Source organism: Pseudarthrobacter sp. Y6, assembly GCF_050156205.1.
Lineage (GTDB): Bacteria > Actinomycetota > Actinomycetes > Actinomycetales > Micrococcaceae > Arthrobacter.
Genome location: NZ_CP189574.1, coordinates 1,545,190 through 1,561,095, shown reverse-complemented (window position 1 = coordinate 1,561,095; position 15,906 = coordinate 1,545,190). Strand labels below are relative to the sequence as shown.

General features: G+C 65.3%; 17 protein-coding genes, 1 pseudogene and 1 riboswitch. Of the genes and pseudogenes, 9 read left to right on the top strand and 9 right to left on the bottom strand.

What is annotated here, in order from left to right; genetic code table 11:
* Nucleotides 1–5: 5 nt before the first annotated feature.
* Entirely contained in the window at nt 6–1,205 is a 1,200-nt protein-coding gene (gene moeB, locus ACQCSW_RS07495) for a molybdopterin-synthase adenylyltransferase MoeB (protein ID WP_426990178.1), read from the bottom strand.
* Between the two features lie 84 nt (nt 1,206–1,289).
* On the opposite strand from moeB, the gene ACQCSW_RS07490 reads away from it, so the two are divergent.
* Genes ACQCSW_RS07490 through ACQCSW_RS07480 form a run of 3 tightly spaced genes read left to right on the top strand, consistent with a single transcriptional unit; the run spans nt 1,290 to nt 2,587 of the window.
* Entirely contained in the window at nt 1,290–1,955 is a 666-nt protein-coding gene (locus ACQCSW_RS07490) for a TetR/AcrR family transcriptional regulator (RefSeq protein WP_426990177.1), read from the top strand.
* Between the two features lie 50 nt (nt 1,956–2,005).
* A complete protein-coding gene (locus tag ACQCSW_RS07485) occupies nt 2,006–2,230 on the top strand; it encodes a DUF3107 domain-containing protein (RefSeq protein WP_354251332.1) in 225 nt (74 codons plus the stop codon).
* Nucleotides 2,231–2,284: 54 nt separating this feature from the next.
* Complete coding sequence (locus ACQCSW_RS07480) at nt 2,285–2,587, top strand: hypothetical protein (RefSeq protein ID WP_426990176.1); 303 nt, start codon at nt 2,285–2,287, stop codon at nt 2,585–2,587.
* A gap of 62 nt (nt 2,588–2,649) precedes the next feature.
* On the opposite strand, the gene ACQCSW_RS07475 is transcribed toward ACQCSW_RS07480, so the two are convergent.
* From ACQCSW_RS07475 to thiO, 4 genes are all read right to left on the bottom strand, one after another.
* Entirely contained in the window at nt 2,650–2,976 is a 327-nt protein-coding gene (locus ACQCSW_RS07475) for a 4a-hydroxytetrahydrobiopterin dehydratase (RefSeq protein WP_426990175.1), read from the bottom strand.
* Nucleotides 2,977–3,049: 73 nt separating this feature from the next.
* Nucleotides 3,050–3,865 carry a thiazole synthase gene (locus ACQCSW_RS07470; RefSeq protein ID WP_426990174.1) on the bottom strand — a complete coding sequence of 272 codons (816 nt, stop codon included), beginning with the start codon at nt 3,863–3,865 and terminating at the stop codon, nt 3,050–3,052.
* Nucleotides 3,866–3,869: 4 nt separating this feature from the next.
* Nucleotides 3,870–4,106: a sulfur carrier protein ThiS gene (gene thiS / locus ACQCSW_RS07465; protein WP_426990173.1), complete on the bottom strand. Its 237-nt coding sequence runs from the start codon at nt 4,104–4,106 to the stop codon at nt 3,870–3,872.
* Nucleotides 4,103–5,449: a glycine oxidase ThiO gene (gene thiO / locus ACQCSW_RS07460; RefSeq protein WP_426990172.1), complete on the bottom strand. Its 1,347-nt coding sequence runs from the start codon at nt 5,447–5,449 to the stop codon at nt 4,103–4,105. Before thiO ends, thiS begins: the two co-directional genes overlap by 4 nt.
* Nucleotides 5,442–5,561: riboswitch (TPP riboswitch) on the bottom strand. Its footprint overlaps the gene before it by 8 nt.
* A 27-nt stretch (nt 5,562–5,588) precedes the next feature.
* Here thiO and thiE point away from each other — a divergent pair.
* The 4 genes from thiE (at nt 5,589) to ACQCSW_RS07440 (ending at nt 10,800) form a co-directional block, all read left to right on the top strand.
* Nucleotides 5,589–6,365, top strand: coding sequence for a thiamine phosphate synthase (gene thiE, locus ACQCSW_RS07455; RefSeq protein ID WP_426990171.1), 777 nt, complete (start codon nt 5,589–5,591; stop codon nt 6,363–6,365).
* A 64-nt stretch (nt 6,366–6,429) separates the two neighbouring features.
* The gene (locus ACQCSW_RS07450) at nt 6,430–7,935 is read left to right on the top strand and encodes an RNB domain-containing ribonuclease (protein ID WP_426990170.1); all 1,506 of its coding nucleotides are present in this window, start codon (nt 6,430–6,432) and stop codon (nt 7,933–7,935) included.
* A gap of 292 nt (nt 7,936–8,227) precedes the next feature.
* Nucleotides 8,228–9,919, top strand: coding sequence for a DEAD/DEAH box helicase (locus tag ACQCSW_RS07445; protein ID WP_426990169.1), 1,692 nt, complete (start codon nt 8,228–8,230; stop codon nt 9,917–9,919).
* A gap of 8 nt (nt 9,920–9,927) precedes the next feature.
* Nucleotides 9,928–10,800, top strand: a complete 873-nt coding sequence (locus ACQCSW_RS07440) for a DNA-methyltransferase (protein WP_426990168.1) — start codon at nt 9,928–9,930, stop codon at nt 10,798–10,800.
* A 72-nt stretch (nt 10,801–10,872) separates the two neighbouring features.
* Here the strand turns inward: ACQCSW_RS07440 and ACQCSW_RS07435 are convergent, their stop codons facing one another.
* The 3 genes from ACQCSW_RS07435 to ACQCSW_RS07425 form a co-directional block, all read right to left on the bottom strand.
* Nucleotides 10,873–11,238, bottom strand: a complete 366-nt coding sequence (locus tag ACQCSW_RS07435; protein ID WP_426990167.1) for a hypothetical protein — start codon at nt 11,236–11,238, stop codon at nt 10,873–10,875.
* Nucleotides 11,239–11,394: 156 nt separating this feature from the next.
* Nucleotides 11,395–12,258, bottom strand: coding sequence for a PHP domain-containing protein (locus ACQCSW_RS07430; protein ID WP_426990166.1), 864 nt, complete (start codon nt 12,256–12,258; stop codon nt 11,395–11,397).
* Nucleotides 12,259–12,286: 28 nt separating this feature from the next.
* On the bottom strand, nt 12,287–12,712 hold the full coding sequence (locus tag ACQCSW_RS07425; protein ID WP_426990165.1) for an ester cyclase: 426 nt from the start codon (nt 12,710–12,712) through the stop codon (nt 12,287–12,289).
* 175 nt (nt 12,713–12,887) lie between these two features.
* Here ACQCSW_RS07425 and ACQCSW_RS07420 point away from each other — a divergent pair, with 175 nt between their 5' ends.
* A complete protein-coding gene (locus ACQCSW_RS07420) occupies nt 12,888–14,486 on the top strand; it encodes an aminopeptidase P family protein (RefSeq protein ID WP_426990164.1) in 1,599 nt (532 codons plus the stop codon).
* A 139-nt stretch (nt 14,487–14,625) separates the two neighbouring features.
* Nucleotides 14,626–14,796 (top strand): annotated as a pseudogene (locus tag ACQCSW_RS07415) (carbohydrate ABC transporter permease); the annotation flags it as partial.
* Between the two features lie 120 nt (nt 14,797–14,916).
* Here the strand turns inward: ACQCSW_RS07415 and ACQCSW_RS07410 are convergent.
* The gene (locus ACQCSW_RS07410; RefSeq protein ID WP_426990163.1) at nt 14,917–15,870 is read right to left on the bottom strand and encodes a general stress protein; all 954 of its coding nucleotides are present in this window, start codon (nt 15,868–15,870) and stop codon (nt 14,917–14,919) included.
* Between the last annotated feature and the right edge of the window lie 36 nt (nt 15,871–15,906).

The following is a 15,906-nucleotide window of genomic DNA, read 5'->3' as shown; positions in this document are numbered from 1 at the left end:
ACTGGTCAGTAGACCGGCTTCTGCGGCTCCACGTCGCGCACCCAGGCCAGGATTCCGCCGTCGAGATGGCTGACCCGCTGGTAGCCGGCCTTCCGCGCAGCCTCCAGCACGTTGGCTGACCGAGTACCGGCCTTGCAGTGGAACACAATGTCCTTGTCCTGCGGGAGTTCCGCCCACGCCTCCCCCGCGAGGATCCTGCCCTGCGGGATCAGCACCGAGCCGTCGATTCTCACGATGTTGTGTTCACCGGTTTCCCTGACGTCCACCAGCTCGAAGTCCTTCAGGCCTGCCTTCCGGGACGCCAGCATGGTGGCCAGCTGGGTTGCCGTCACGGTGTGCTCCGTGTCTGCGGAGACGGCAGGGGTGATGCCGCAGAAAGCTTCGTAGTCCGTCAGTTCCGTAATGGGTTCCGCCGCCGGGTCCTTGGACACGCGGATCTCGCGCCAGGTGCCGCCCAGCGCATCAAACAGTGCCACCCGGCCCAGGAGTGAACGCCCGACGCCGGTGATCAGCTTGACTGCCTCGGTCACCATGAGTGATCCCACAGCAGCGCAGAGCATGCCGAAGACGCCACCCTCACCGCAGGAGGGCACGGATCCGGCCGGCGGGGCCTCGGGATAGAGGTCCCGGTAAGTGGGTCCGTGCTTTTCCCAGAACACGCTCACCTGGCCATCGAAGCGGAAGATCGATCCCCACACGTAGGGCTTGCCGAGGATGGCAGCGGCATCGTTGACCAGGTAGCGGGTGGCGAAGTTGTCCGCCCCGTCCAGGATCAGGTCGTAGTCCGCGAACAGCTCCAGTGCGTTGGAGGCATCCAGCCTGACGTTGTGCAGCCGGACCTCCACCAGGGGGTTCAGCGCGGCGATGGCGTCCCGGGCGGATTCGATCTTGGGCCGTCCTACGTCGACGACGCCGTGGATCACCTGGCGCTGCAGGTTGCTGAGGTCAACGACGTCGTCGTCGATGATTCCCAGGGTCCCCACGCCCGCTGCCGCCAGGTAGAGCAGCGCGGGCGAACCCAGTCCCCCGGCACCGATGACCAGCACCTTGGCGTTCTTCAGCCGCCGCTGCCCCACCGCTCCGATTTCGGGAATGATGAGGTGCCGTGAGTAGCGTTCCACCTCGGCCGGCGTCAGTTCACCGGCGGGCTCCACCAGCGGTTTAAGTGATACAGAGGAATCATTTGCGGTCAAAGTCGAAGCCATACTTCAATGTATGCCCCGAGATGCCGCGCGGTCATATTACCGCGCAGTATTGTGTAGGTAACGGCAAGCGAAAGTAGGGCAACTGTGGTCCATGAAGCACGGGCTAACCGGGCGTCCGGCGGCGAACCGGCCGCACCTCAACGGGCCGCGGGCCAGCGGTCCGCCCGGCTTCCCCGGGATGAGCGCCGGGCGCAGCTTCTCGCTGCGGCGCAGGAGGTTTTTGTCGCCAACGGCTACCATGGCGCCGCCATGGATGAAATCGCCGAAACGGCCCATGTCAGCAAACCGGTGCTGTACCAGCACTTCCCGTCCAAACGGGAGCTGTATCTTGCCCTGCTGGACAGCCATCTCGCGTCCCTGACCGACCTGATGCTCGGTGCTTTGAGCTCCACTACTGACAATGACGAACGTGTCCAGGCGGTGATGCGCGCCTACTACCGCTTCATCGCCAGCGACGACCAAGCGCACCGCCTGGTCTTCGAATCAGACCTCATCAACGATCCCGATGTCAGTTCACGCCTCGAGACATTCAACAAGACGTTTGCGGACGCCGTGGCGCGTGTGATTGCCGAGGACACCAAACTGCCCCACCTGGAGGCACAGCTTCTAGGACGCGGCCTGGCCGGCATGGCCCAGGTCAGCGCGCGTTATTGGCTGGAAACGGATGGAAACCTGGACCTCGATGTGGCCAGCGACCTCATTTACCGTTTAGCTTGGCGCGGAATCTCGCGCTTCCCCAAAGAGTCCTAGACTACAAATAAGAGAACCCAAGAAACTTTGATTGGCTGGGAGGCCCCCTTTTGGAAATTAAGATCGGCATTCAGAACATTGGCCGCGAAATCGTCCTGGAATCGGCTCAGGATGCAGACACTGTAGCCACGGTCGTTGAAGAAGCCATCACCAAGGGCACCGATCTCCGTCTCAAGGACGACAAGGGACGCATCATCATCGTTCCCGGCAACGCCCTGGGCTACGTGGAAATCGGTGCCGAAGAGGCCCGCAAGGTCGGTTTCGGCCAGTTCTAGTACGTCAGCGGCCAGCCGCCTTGGCGGTTGGCCGCTGCTTTCCGAGGAGATCCCATGCTTTCGCTGACCATCGTTGTCCTGGTCACAGTAGCCGCAGGCTTTGTTGTCTGGGCCAATGACAGGCGCCACACCCGGTATGGGACGGGGTTGCCCGCAGGGGTTGCCGTTGTGGTGGGTGCGGTCAGCTGGATCATCTTCATCGCGGCAGGTTTTGGCTACCAGCCGGGCCTGACGTGGATTCCCTGGGTCCTGCCCATGGCGCTCGGCACCGTCGCTGCCATCGGGACGGTCCTCTACCTCGGGCGGACGCGCGAAAGCCACGATACGCAGCGGCTGACGCAGGCGCTCAAGCTGTAGGCCGGTCCCGTTTCCTTAAGAACCGGTGACCACTACCCAGCAGGGTGCGTGGTCACCGTCCTTTAACCCGCCGGCTGGGCGGTGGCGCCAAGCCGGGCGGCAGCAGCACTCACCGCCGCCGCAGCAGCGGCATCCCGCTCAGTGACCTCGCCGCCGGCGTCGTGGGACGTATAGCGGAGATGCACCTTGTTGAAGCGCCAGTCAAGGTCCGGATGGTGGTTCTGCTCTTCCGCCAGGCGTCCGACGGCGGCAATCAGCTCCAGTGCGGCGGCCGCCGTCGGCGTCTTATAGACAGCGACCAGCCCGCCCAGCCTGTACTGCCAGTCAGGCAGCGCGGCGAGGACGGCCTCGATCCGCTCACGCGTGAGAGTGTCTTGCTTGCCGGTCATAGCGGCCTCCTTGGCTCGTCTGGTGAGCCCGCCCCGGCGTTTGGTCGAGGGCGCCCGGCCTGGAGAAAACGGCCTAGAGAAACTCTGCCCGGCCTTCCATGGCCGATGACGCCAGGGCGTGCTCGCGGCGCGGAATCCTGCCGGCCGCTTTCGCCAGCCTACCGGCGATGACGGCGTGTTTGAAGGCCTCCCCCATGAGTGCCGGGTTCTGCGCACGCGTGACTGCAGTGGCCAGCAGCACGGCATCACAGCCAAGCTCCATGGCCAGTGCGGCGTCGGATGCCGTGCCGATGCCGGCGTCCAGCACCACGGGCACCGAGGCGCGCGAGACGATCAGTTCGATGTTGTGTGGATTCAGGATTCCCAGGCCGGTGCCGATGGGCGCTCCGAGCGGCATGACCGCGGTGGCACCCAGGTTTTCCAGCCGCAGGGCCAGGACCGGGTCATCGTTGGTGTAGGCGAACACTTTGAAGCCCAGGTTTACAAGCTGTTCCGTTGCATCCACGAGCTCCACGGCGTCCGGCAGCAGGGTCTGTTCGTCGGCGATGACTTCCAGCTTGATCCAGTCGGTTTCCAGCGCTTCGCGTGCCAGTTCCGCCGTCATGACCGCGTCCCGGGCGGTGAAGCAGCCGGCGGTGTTGGGTAGGATCCGGATCCCGTGGTCCACCAGGAGCTGGAAAAGGGACCCCGATTCAGCCGGCGAATAGCGCCGCATGGCCACCGTGGTCAGTTCGGTTCCGGACGCCAGCAGGGCAGCGCCCAGCCCGTCGAGGCTCGGTGCGCCACCCGTGCCCATGATGAGGCGGGAGCCGAGCTCGACGCCGTCGATGACCAGCCTGTCTGCAGCCTCGGGCCGGTTCTGTGTACTGATGTTGCCGGTTACTGTCATGGTGTCAGCCTCCCTGGACTGCTGTGACCAGTTCGACGTCGTCACCTTCGGCGAGCGCCGTGACGAACCACTGGCTGCGGGGTACTACTTCGGAGTTATGGGCGACGGCGACGCCGAGTTTCTGCCCGTCTGTCGCCTGGCCGTTGGCTGCTAGGGGACGGCCCGTGATCTGGCTGATGAGGGTGGTGATGGAGGCGTCGGCCGCCACGGAATGGCGAGAGCCGTTGAGGGTGATGTTCATGCTGATTCCTTCTGTGGGTCGAGGTCCTTCGTACCGCTAATGTCCTTGCGTGGGGACGGTGTGCCGGCTACCAGGTGCTTTCCTGAAAAGCGGGCCGGGCTGAGGGCCCCCCATCGAGGATCCGTCGGGCCGTCCAGCAGGTCCCGGCAGATGGCCGCCGCCGCCGGAGCAAGCAGCACTCCGTGGCGGAAGAACCCGGTGGCAACAATCAGCCCGGCAATGTTCCCCGTGTTCCGCGTCCTTGGTGCGGAAACCGGTACGCGGCCGAGGAGAGGTGCGTTGTCCGGGGTCGCCGGTCTTGCCCGTGCCGTGCATTCCAGGAGTTCAAGCTCCAAGACGGCCGGCACCAGGACCTGGGCGTCACGCAGCAACTGGTAGACGCCACCGGCCGAGACAGCAGCGTCGCCTGTCCCGGCGAGCGCGTCCTCCCGCTGCGTTGCCCCGATCACCACCGTGCCGTCCTGCCGGGGAACGATGTAGACCGGCACACCATGGACCATTCCGCGGACCGTCGAGGTGAGGAGCGGGCGCAGGTGCTGCGGAACAGCCAGTCGAAGAATGTCACCGTAGACAGGCCGCAGGGGCAGGTGCAGTCCAACCGGGAGCCCATCCAGCGACGCCGCCTCCAATCCGTTGGCCACGATAGTCTCCCCTGCCTGGACACTTCCGCCGTGTGCGAGGGTCACGCCGCTGACGCGGCCGTCCTCCCAGATAAGGGCAGCGGCGCGTTGGTCAACGGCGAATCCCGCGCGGGCACCTGCCACGGCGGTTCCTGCCCCCGGTTCGTGGAGGGCAAGGACTTCCTGGAGGCACGCCACCAGTTTCCGGGGATCCACCTGGTGGTCGGCGGGGATGTCCAGGGCGCAGGATATGGCCGGGCTGAGCAGGGATTCCCTCGTCCTGGCCTCACGGACAGTCAGGGGTTCCACCACCAGGCCGCTGGCCTGCTGCACGGCCCGGAGGTCCATCAGCGCCCGGCGGTCCGCAGCGTCCGCGCCGATGGCGAGGGTCGGCGTCGTCAGATATCCGGTATCTCCAGCCCCGGCCAGGGCAAGGGCTGCCGCGAAGGCAGGCCACAGGCCGGAGGATGCAAGCATCAGCTCAAGGAGGTCTTCCTCCTGGTAATGCAGTTCGCTCACAGGGGCAAGCATGCCGGCGGCTGCCCAGCTGGCGCCGTTCCCGGGCGCGTCATCGATCAGCACAACGGAACGGCCGGATCGCCGAACTTCCCAGGCTATGGCGTGGCCGATGACTCCGCCGCCGATGACTGCCACGTCGGCGTGCAGGCCTGCGGCCGGGCTGGCTGATGCAGTCTCAGGTGGGCTGCTTATTGCGGGGGGCACATGGTTCCTTCCCTACGCCGGTACTAGCCGGATCAGGTCAAGCGGTCGGCTCTGACGCCCTCTCAGCCCGGCCGCTTTGTGACGGCTGCAACGGGCTCCCGCAGTACCCGCCCAGTTTAGGGGAATTAGGCTGGTTTCCATGAACGCGCAATCCTTCGCCGCTGCAGGCACGTCCTCCGCCAGCTCTTCCGCCCCCGCATCCTTGACCGAAACAGACCCCACCGGCGGCATAGGCGCCGGACTCCCCCACAGCGCCAGGCTGTACCTGTGCACCGACGCGCGCCGGGACCGTGGGGACTTTGGCGAGTTTGTGGACGCGGCTTTTGCCGGCGGCGTGGACATCATCCAGCTCCGCGACAAGGCCATCGAGGCGGAGGAGGAGCTGGAGCTGCTGGCCGTGCTTCAGGCGGCGGCCGAACGCCACGGAAAGCTGTGGGCAGTCAATGACCGTGCCGATATCGCGATGCTGTCCGGCGCCCCCGTCTTCCACATCGGGCAGAAGGACCTGCCGGTCGCTTCCGCCCGCACCCTGCTCGGCCCACGCGCAGCGATCGGCCTTTCCACGCACACCGCCGAGCAGATCGAAGGCGCCATCCGGCTGTCCGGTGGGCTGAATGCCCAAGGCGGCCTGGACTACTTCTGCGTCGGACCGGTCTGGGCCACTCCCACCAAACCCGGTCGTGCCGCCGTCGGCCTTGACCTGGTGCGGTACGCAGCGGGGGCGGTCGGCGCTGCCGGTGGCACCCAGGCCACGCTGCCCTGGTTTGCCATCGGAGGCATCGATCTCGGCAACGTGGAGCAGGCGGTGGAGGCCGGTGCCGGCAGGATTGTTGTGGTGCGTGCCATTACCGAAGCCTCCGATCCCGCAGCGGCGGCCGCGGCACTCCTGGCGGCCCTGGACGCAGGCGCATCCTGACAATCCCCCGCGTGGCGGACGTTGGGCGTGCACGTTCCGTGGAAATCGGGCTAACCTGACTTTCGTGTCACATCATAGGTTGGCCCCCAACGTCCACGAGCAGACGAACGACCTCGCGGCGGCGCTGAGCGCCCTGCGGACAGAGCTGGAACTGCCGGGGCCCTACCCGGCGGAGGCGGTCCGGGACGCGGAAGCGGCAGTGGCCGCACACGAGTTGCCGGGCGCTGACCTGACGGATGTGGACTTCCTCACCATCGATCCGGCGTCGTCCACTGACCTGGACCAGGCGCTGTTCATCGAACGCGCGGGCACTGGCTACCGGGTGCTTTACGCCATCGCTGACGTGCCGTCCTTTGTCCGCCCCGGCGGCGGACTGGACGCAGAGACCCGCCGCCGGGGCCAGACGTTCTACGCCCCTGACGGCCGTATCCCGCTGCACCCGGAGGTCATCAGCGAAGGGGCCGGCAGCCTCCTGGCCGGGCAGCTGTGTTCCGCCTATGTTTGGGAGTTCGGGCTGGACGACGCGGCGCAGGTCTCCACTGTGACTGTCCGGAGGGCCTCCATCCGCAGCCGGGCCAAGCTGAGCTACAAGGGAGTACAAGCCGAACTCGACGCCGGGACGGCTGGTCCCGTCCTGCAGCTCCTGAAAGAAGTAGGGCTCAAGCGCGTCGAGCTGGAGCGCCGCCGCGGCGGTGCGAGCCTGAACATGCCTGAGCAGGAAATCGTCCAACTACCCGACGGCGGCTACCGGATTGCCGCGGCGCCGCAGCTTCCGGTGGAGGACTGGAATGCCCAGATCTCCCTGATGACCGGGATGGCGGCGGCAAACCTGATGTTGGCGGGAAAAGTGGGCATCCTGCGCACCATGCCCGCGCCGGACGAGCGCTCCCTGCGTCATTTCCGCCTCCAGACCGAGGCCTTGGGCAAGCCGTGGGACGGCAAAATCAGCTACGGCGAATACCTCCGCAGCCTTGATCCGACCGAGCCCCGGCAACTGGCCATCCTGCACTCCGCCGGTATGCTGTTCCGCGGCGCCAGTTACACGGCGTTCGACGGCACAGTCCCGGAAGACGCCATCCAGTCCGCCATCGGCGCCGCCTATGCCCACACCACAGCACCACTCCGGCGTCTTATCGACCGCTTTGTCCTGGTGATCTGCGAAGCCCTGAGCAACGGCAAGCAGGTACCGGACTGGGCACGGGTAGCCCTGCCGTCCCTGCCGGAGATCATGGCCGGCTCCGACCAGCTCGCATCGCGGATGGAACGCATGGCGCTGGACACCGTAGAGGCCGCGCTCCTGGTCAACCATGTGGGCCAGGAATTCGATGCGATCGTCATTTCCGGCGCCAAGCCGCAAAAAGACAACGGCAACGGCGGCGGGAAAAACGGCAACGGCACCAAGAACGGTGCTGCAAAAAACGGGAACGGCCCCTCGGGGATCATCCAGATCGCCGAACCCGCCGTGACAGCCCGGTGCGGCGGCGACCTGGAATCCGGCACCAAGGTGCGGGTCCGCCTGATCTCCTCCGATATTGCCGCCCGCGAGGTCCACTTCGAGCTGCTGGCCTGAAGGTTTTGCGCCCCGCCCGATCGGCCCAAAGCCGGGATTCAGGGTCCGTACGGCTAGACTGAAGAAGTAGATATGGATGCCCGGTCGTTGATTTCCTTGATTTTGAATTCAACAAGCCCGCCCCTACGCGATCTTGAGATGCACCCGTTGGTCACCAGTGCCAGCATTTTGATAGCCCGCGATCGGCTTCCACTGGATTTGCTTGCGCGCCAGAGCGTGCTCCGGAACGGCCACGTTGGCCGGCCCGTTGAGCAGGCAGCGCCAATGCCCAAATGAATAAGGAAACTCCCCTGTGAGTGAATTGCATACCCACCAGATCCTGACTGACGACTCCGGCATCGAGACGATCGAACCCGAAGAAACCATCATCTCGGACGAGAAGCCGCACGAGATCGAGGAGAAATCCTTCGCTGACTACAATGTCCGCGCCGACATCGTGGAGTCCCTCGCCGACGCCGGGATCACCCATCCCTTCCCCATCCAGGCCATGACCCTGCCGGTGGCGCTTTCGGGCCACGACATCATCGGGCAGGCCAAGACCGGCACCGGCAAGACCCTCGGCTTCGGCATTCCCGCGCTGCAGCGTGTGGTGGGTCCGGACGACGTCGGCTTTGACAAGCTCGCCGTTCCCGGCGCACCGCAGGCCCTGGTCATTGTGCCCACCCGCGAACTGGCCGTCCAGGTAGCCAACGATCTCCAGAACGCGTCCCGCAAGCGCAACGCCCGCATCACCACCATCTACGGCGGCCGTGCCTACGAGCCCCAGGTGGAGGCCCTGCAGAACGGCGTCGAGGTTGTCGTCGGTACTCCCGGCCGCCTTATCGACCTCTACAAGCAGAAGCACCTCGTCCTGAAGAACGTCAAGATGGTCATCCTTGACGAGGCCGACGAAATGCTGGACCTCGGCTTCCTCCCGGACGTGGAAACGCTCATCGCCGGTACCCCAGCGGTCCGCCAGACCCTGCTGTTCTCCGCCACCATGCCAGGGCCGGTCATCGCCATGGCCCGCCGCTACATGACGCAGCCCACCCACATCCGGGCCGCCGATCCGGACGACGAAGGCCTCACCAAGCGCGACATCCGCCAGCTTATTTACCGGGCCCACAGCATGGACAAGATCGAAGTTGTTGCCCGCATCCTGCAGGCCCGCGGCCGCGGCCGGACCATCATCTTCACCAAAACCAAGCGCACCGCCGCGAAGGTTGCCGAGGAACTCGTGGACCGCGGCTTCGCCGCCGCCGCCATCCACGGTGACCTGGGCCAGGGCGCCCGCGAACAGGCCCTGCGTGCCTTCCGCAACAACAAGGTTGACGTACTGGTTGCCACCGACGTGGCCGCCCGCGGCATCGACGTTGATGACGTCACGCACGTCATCAACTACCAGTGCGTTGAAGACGAAAAGATCTACCTGCACCGCGTGGGCCGCACGGGCCGCGCCGGCAACAAGGGCACCGCAGTGACCTTCGTTGACTGGGACGACATGCCGCGCTGGGGCCTGATCAACAAGGCACTTGGGCTGAGCGTCCCCGAGCCCGTGGAGACGTACTCCTCCTCGCCGCACCTGTTCTCCGAACTGGACATCCCCGAGGGCACCAAGGGCCGGTTGCCGCGTAACAAGCGCACGCTGGCCGGCGTCGACGCCGAGGTCCTTGAGGACCTGGGCGAGACCGGTAAGAAGAACACCCGCCCCAGCGGTGGCCGTGACGGCGGGCGCGATGGCGGCCGCGACAGCAACCGTGACGCCGGCCGCTCCACCAGCCGCCGCGCCGGCGAGACCGGCGGACGCTCCGGCGACCGCCGTCGTCGTACCTCTGATGCGGCGACCGCCGGCACCGGCCCCGCCCCGGAACCGGCCACTGCGGCTCCGGCCGACGGCGAAGTGGACCCCCGTGCCCGCCGCAGCCGGACCCGCACCCGCCGCCGCAACGGTGAAGTGGTGGCTGGCGCCGAAAACGGCGCGCAGCCCGGCAGCACCGAGGCATAAAAGCCTCGATGACTGACACCGTCTGGGCGCCGGACGGCAGCAACCTGGTGGTTCACGCGGACAACGCGGAGTTCCTCCCCTCGCTGCCGGACGGCGCCTTCACCTTGATATACGTTGACCCGCCGTTCAACACCGGGAGGGTCCAGAAGCGCCAGGAAACGCGGATGGTGCTGAACACCGACGGTGGCGGCGACCGCGTGGGCTTCAAGGGGCGTTCCTACGACACCATCAAGGGCGCCCTGCACCGGTACGATGACGCCTTCAGTGACTACTGGTCATTCCTGGAACCCCGGCTGGTGGAAGCCTGGCGCCTGCTGGCGGACGACGGCACGCTCTACCTCCACCTGGATTACCGGGAAGTCCATTACGCCAAGGTGATGCTTGACGCGATCTTCGGCCGCGAGTGCTTCCTCAACGAGATCATCTGGGCCTACGACTACGGTGCCCGCGCCAAGTACCGCTGGCCCACAAAGCACGACAACATCCTCGTGTACGTCAAGAATCCAGCGAAGTACCACTTCGACAACGCCGAGGTGGACCGGGAGCCGTATATGGCGCCCGGCCTGGTGACACCGGCGAAGCGGGAGCTGGGCAAGCTGCCCACCGACGTCTGGTGGCACACCATCGTCTCCCCGACGGGCAAGGAAAAAACCGGCTACCCCACGCAGAAGCCCGAGGGCCTCATCCGCCGTGTGGTGTCGGCGTCAAGCCGGCCCGGTGACTGGTGCCTGGACTTCTTCGCCGGTTCCGGAACCCTGGGCGCTGTGGCGGCCAAACTGGACCGGAAGTTCGTGTGTGTGGACCAAAACCAGCCCGCCATCGACGTGATGGCCAAGCGCCTGGGTGCCCACGCCGAATTTGTCTCGGTGCCGCCCAACTGACTCGCATTTAATGTCGTTTTGACGCTCCAAAACGACATCTATTGCGAGTCAGTTGGGTCTGGAATTGCCGCGCTAGTGCACCCCGCAGCCGCTCTGAATACCATGGCTGGTTTGGCGCGCCGTGTTGCCGTTGGCGCAGACGCCATTCTCCAGCAGCCACGAGAATCCGCCACTTTGGTTGAGGTAGTTGCCGTTGCTGCCGGGGAAGCCGAAGCCGACGGACGGCACGGAGCCCGGCGTCGCGAACCCCCAGCCCCATTCAGGAACACCGATGCTGGGAAGCCATACCCAGTTGCCCTCCACCACAGGCCCCTGACAGGTCCAGCCGCAAGCGGCCGCGGCACGACTGACATTGACGCAGTCGTCCGCAAACGCCGCAGAACCTACTAACATCAGTGCCGCCGTCGCTCCGGCAACAGCAAAAACTTTCTTGAACATGGTGACTCCGTCGGCCGTAGTTTGAACTTCATTTCGACGAGACCTTGATTGGATCCGGTTCCTGTCCGGAGTCCCCATGCCGGAAACGATACTCAGCAGCGGTTATTAGTCAATATCCTGCCGCTACCCGCCGCCCGATGTGGTCCAGCATCCCGCTCAGGGCCGGCGCGACGGCGGGCGGACAATCGGAGTGCCCGTACCAAGATCCTCAATCCGGGCCAGAACCTCCGGTGCCGTCAGATTCTCCCCCAGACGATTGGGTTTGCCCGCACCGTGGTAATCGGAAGACCCCGTCACCAGAAGCTCGTGCTCGGCGGCAAGCCCGCGCAGAAAGTCCCGTCCCTCCTCCGGGTTGTCACGATGCTCGATCTCGAGCCCCAGCAGGCCGGCGTCGATCATTTCCCGGTACGTGCGCTCCCCCACGATCCGCCCGCGGGCGGATGCCACAGGATGGGCAAACACCGGAACACCACCGGCAGCACGAACCAGTTCGACGGCGAGCGCCGGGTCAGGCGCATAGTGCTGCACGAAATACCGGGAATGGGACGTCAGGATGGATGCGAAAGCCTCGCTCCGGTCGGCCACCACGCCCGCAGCCACCAGGGCATCCGCGATGTGCGGCCGGCCAAGGGTGGCGCCCGGCGCCACGTGATGGATGACATCGTCCCAGCTCAGAGGGTAGTCCTCGGCCAGGAGTGTGACCATGCGTTCGGCACGCGTCAGGCGGGCAGCCTTGGCTTTGGTGATCTCCTCCAGCAGGCCGGCATGGGAAGGGTCATGAAGGTAGCTCAGCAGGTGAACGCTGATCCCCTCCGCGGTGCGGCAGGAAATCTCCATGCCCGGCACCAGTGCCACGCCACATTTCAGCGCGGTCCGCGATGCCTCCTCCCAGCCGTCCGTGGAGTCGTGATCGGTCAGGGCGATGACATCCAGCCCTGCCCTGGCGGCGGATGCCATGACTTGGGCGGGCGTTTCCGTGCCGTCGGAAACATTGGAGTGGGCATGCAGGTCAATCCTCACCTGCCCAGCCTAGTTCAAGCTGCCGCAGTCAGTCCCCGGGAAGGTGGATCACTCCGAGTTGCTGCATCAACCCCAGGTCGTCCCTGTTTGACCAATGCTCAACGATGCGCCCGTGTTCGATACGGTGGACGGCCACCGCGGTTTGGTGCAACTTCGCACCTGTGGCAGGGAGCGGGCCGGGAAGTTCGCCGTCGTGGGTTCCGGATGCCGTCAGCCGGGTAACCACCATGCCCCCTTCGGCGATTTGGTCCTCGATCTCGTGCCGGCCCGGAGTAGCCTTCCAAAAGATGAGGAAGGCCGCCTTCAGGCCCTCGCGTCCGCCCGGCATCCCCGGGAACGGCGGATTATGGTCAAGATAGTCCTCGGCGACCAACTCATTCATCGCTTCAATATTTCCGGCGTCGATTTCTTCGTAGAACCGCCTGATCAGAGCCTTGTTGTCGTCGGTTTCCATGGCCCTCTTCCCGGTTGTCCACGGAAGCCTATTTGGTCGATCATTCCCCGTGGGAGGCAATCGTAGCGCCAAAGCTGGTGATGCGGGAAGGCAGCTGATTCGAAACGCCCGGCCGTTCTCCCGGCAATTGGTTCCTTTTTGCCACAAGTCCGGTTGCTGGTGAGACGATGGTGCCGTGAACGATGCCGAAAACACCCCTGACTCTGCCTCCCAGCCCCTCGACGTGCGCGTCAACAACCGCTCGCAGCGGCCCAGTTCCGCTGCCTTCAAGGCCTTTATGGCCAGCAACTGGGCGCCTTCCGAGCAGCAACTGCCAGCGCTCGACGCCGTGGCCAACTACGCCGCGGCCCGGCGCAAGGCCATCTCGGAGAAGTTCAAAGGCGAACGCCTGGTCATCCCCGCCGGTCCGCTGAAGGTCCGCTCCAACGACTGCGACTACAGGTTCCGTCCGCATTCGGGGTTTGCGCATCTCACCGGCCTGGGCCTGGACCACGAGCCGGACGCAGTGCTCATTCTGGAACCCGCCGGTGAAGGAAAGGGCGACGGCGGCAGTCACCACCGTGCCACGCTGTACTTCCGTCCGCTGGCCGGCCGGGATACAGAACAGTTCTACGCTGACTCCCGTTCCGGCGAGTTCTGGATCGGTGCACGGCCCACACTTTCCGAGTTCGAAGCGCGCCTGGGCCTGGCCACGGCCCATATCGATGGACTTGAATCCGCGATCACCAAGAACGTGGGCGCCCCCGAGATCGGCGGCATCTCCATCCGGCTGGTCCGCAAGGTGGACGAGAACATCGACGCCCTGGTGGATACTGCCCGGTACAACACCGCCAAGGACCCGGACAACCTGGACCTCGCTGTCCTGGATGCACTGGATGAAAAGCTTTCCGAAGCGCTGTCCGAACTCCGCCTCCTGAAGGATGAGTGGGAAATCGAACAAATGATGACTGCGGTAGCTGCGACTGTCGAGGGCTTCGTGGAGGTCGTCAAGGCCCTGCCCCGCGCCCTGACCCATGCCCGCGGCGAGCGCGTCGTCGAAGGCGCGTTCTTTGCCCGTGCCCGCGAGGTAGGCAACGAACTGGGCTACGACACCATCGCGGCCGCCGGCAACAACGCCACAGTCCTGCACTGGACGCGGAACACCGGCAGGATCAACGCCGGCGAACTGCTGCTGCTGGACGCCGGCGTTGAAGCGGACTCGCTCTACACCGCAGACGTCACCCGGACACTGCCCGTCAACGGCACGTTCACCGCAGTCCAGCGCAAGGTCTACGAGGCAGTCCTGGATGCTGCCGACGCCGGATTCGCCGCAGCCCAGCCAGGTGCGAGGTTCGGTGACATCCACACGGCCGCCACCACGGTGTTGGCGGAACGTCTCGCCGAGTGGGGGCTGCTCCCTGTGAGTGTCGAGGAAGCCGTCAGCCCGGAAGGCCAGCAGCACCGCCGCTGGATGCCGCACGGCACCAGTCACCACCTTGGCCTGGATGTCCATGACTGCGCCCAAGCAAAACGCGAACTGTACCTTGACGGCATTCTCACGGCGGGCATGGTCTTCACCATTGAACCCGGCCTGTATTTCAAGAACGAGGACCTGGCCATCCCGGCTGAGTACCGCGGCATCGGAGTGCGGATTGAAGACGACATCCTGATGACCGCCGATGGTCCGGTGAACCTCAGCGCCGCGCTGCCCCGCAAGGCCGACGACATCCAGTCCTGGATGGCAGGCATCTACCAGGAGCTGGACGGCGGTTTGGCAAGCGGCGCTAACCGCTAGAGGACGTTGCGTCCAGCGCATCTCCGCAGGGACGCGCTGGATGTCCATACCCCTTGGTGAAGCTCTCATAGTTTTTGGCAATCGCTTGCCAAGGATTGGCGCTGATGAATACGCTAGCCGCGGAGAAAGAAAATCGTAGACTGCCGCAGTTGCGCTGCAGGTCTTCGCGTCCGCTGTTGAGGGTGGAGCAATCCCCGTGTGTTCGCAGATGATGGCGGCTTCGCTGGTCTGTGCCGTCCCCGTGGTGGTGCTGTACTTCATGTTCCAGAAGTACCTCGTTGGCGGCCTGACAGCCGGCAGCGTCAAGTAGACACCTTCGAAGCACGAACAACTCCGCCCGGTACAGCAACTGCTGTACCGGACGGAGTTGTTTGTCTATTGCGGACCTGGCCCCTTGGGCCGTGGTTAACCAGGCCTCAGGCGGCGCCGCCTAAGGTGTGGATTCGCCGGAGTCCTTGGCGGAGTCAGGCTGGGACTGCGTCCGGGACCGATCTGCGGCGGGCTGTTCTGTGCCGGACTGGCCTGTGGTGTCCTGGTCTGTAACTCGGACACCGTACTGGGGCCGGCCGTCAGGGAGGTCCGGGTAGCGGACGGCGGCAACGGGAGCCTTCGCCGGCTGGGCGGCGGCCTCCGGCTGCGTGACCTGGTCCGGCCCGGCGGCGTGGACCTGGCCGACGCCTTGGGCTGCCCCCTGGCCCGAGGTGCCGGCACCCTGCTGTCCGTAGGGGTCATTCCAGCTGGCAGGGCGTGCGGGTGCCGGACCCGGCTGATTGCCCGGCTGGCCCGACTGGCCGGGCTGCTGACCCTGCTGGCCCGTCTGGCCGGACGGCTGGTTCTGGTAGCCCTGGGGATTGTATGGGGCGGCTGCCGCGTCCGAGCGGGTCATGGGCAGTTGCTGGAGCAGCCGGCGCGCATCATGGGCGACTTCCACCGACACCACAACATCGTAGTTGGTGGCCACCACCTGGCTGGTGGAGGTAAAATCCCGCTTTCCGCGTTGCATGGCATACGTGACGATGCCGAACAGCATAAAGAAGGCAGCCCCCATCAGCACAGATGCCAGGATGGAGAAATAGCCGGGCGATGGTGCGAAGAAGGAAAGCATGACGCCAACGAAGAGGCCGAACCACATACCGCTGAGCGCCCCTGAGAGAGCCACCCGAGGGTAGCTGAGGCGGCCGGTCACCCGCTCAACCATTTTAAGTTCGTTGCCCACGATGGAAACCATCTGGACCGGGAACTGCTGGTCGGCGAGGTAGTCCACCGCCTTCTGGGCATCCAAGTATGAGGTGTACGAGCCTACGGTGTCACCGGTGGGCACCGTGCGGGCGTCGTCGGGCCCACTGGGGCCACCGGCCTTGGGAGCACCAAAAATGTTTGACATACACCCATTCTTGCCCATCAGCATGTATGCCGCCTG

Coding starts and splice junctions, on each gene's coding strand:
- moeB (WP_426990178.1), bottom strand. CDS start 1,205: ATGGCTTCGACTTTGACCGCAAATGATTCCTCTGTATCACTTAAACCG.
- ACQCSW_RS07480 (WP_426990176.1), top strand. CDS start 2,285: ATGCTTTCGCTGACCATCGTTGTCCTGGTCACAGTAGCCGCAGGCTTT.
- ACQCSW_RS07475 (WP_426990175.1), bottom strand. CDS start 2,976: ATGACCGGCAAGCAAGACACTCTCACGCGTGAGCGGATCGAGGCCGTC.
- ACQCSW_RS07470 (WP_426990174.1), bottom strand. CDS start 3,865: ATGACAGTAACCGGCAACATCAGTACACAGAACCGGCCCGAGGCTGCA.
- thiS (WP_426990173.1), bottom strand. CDS start 4,106: ATGAACATCACCCTCAACGGCTCTCGCCATTCCGTGGCGGCCGACGCC.
- thiE (WP_426990171.1), top strand. CDS start 5,589: ATGAACGCGCAATCCTTCGCCGCTGCAGGCACGTCCTCCGCCAGCTCT.
- ACQCSW_RS07440 (WP_426990168.1), top strand. CDS start 9,928: ATGACTGACACCGTCTGGGCGCCGGACGGCAGCAACCTGGTGGTTCAC.
- ACQCSW_RS07435 (WP_426990167.1), bottom strand. CDS start 11,238: ATGTTCAAGAAAGTTTTTGCTGTTGCCGGAGCGACGGCGGCACTGATG.
- ACQCSW_RS07425 (WP_426990165.1), bottom strand. CDS start 12,712: ATGGAAACCGACGACAACAAGGCTCTGATCAGGCGGTTCTACGAAGAA.
- ACQCSW_RS07410 (WP_426990163.1), bottom strand. CDS start 15,870: ATGTCAAACATTTTTGGTGCTCCCAAGGCCGGTGGCCCCAGTGGGCCC.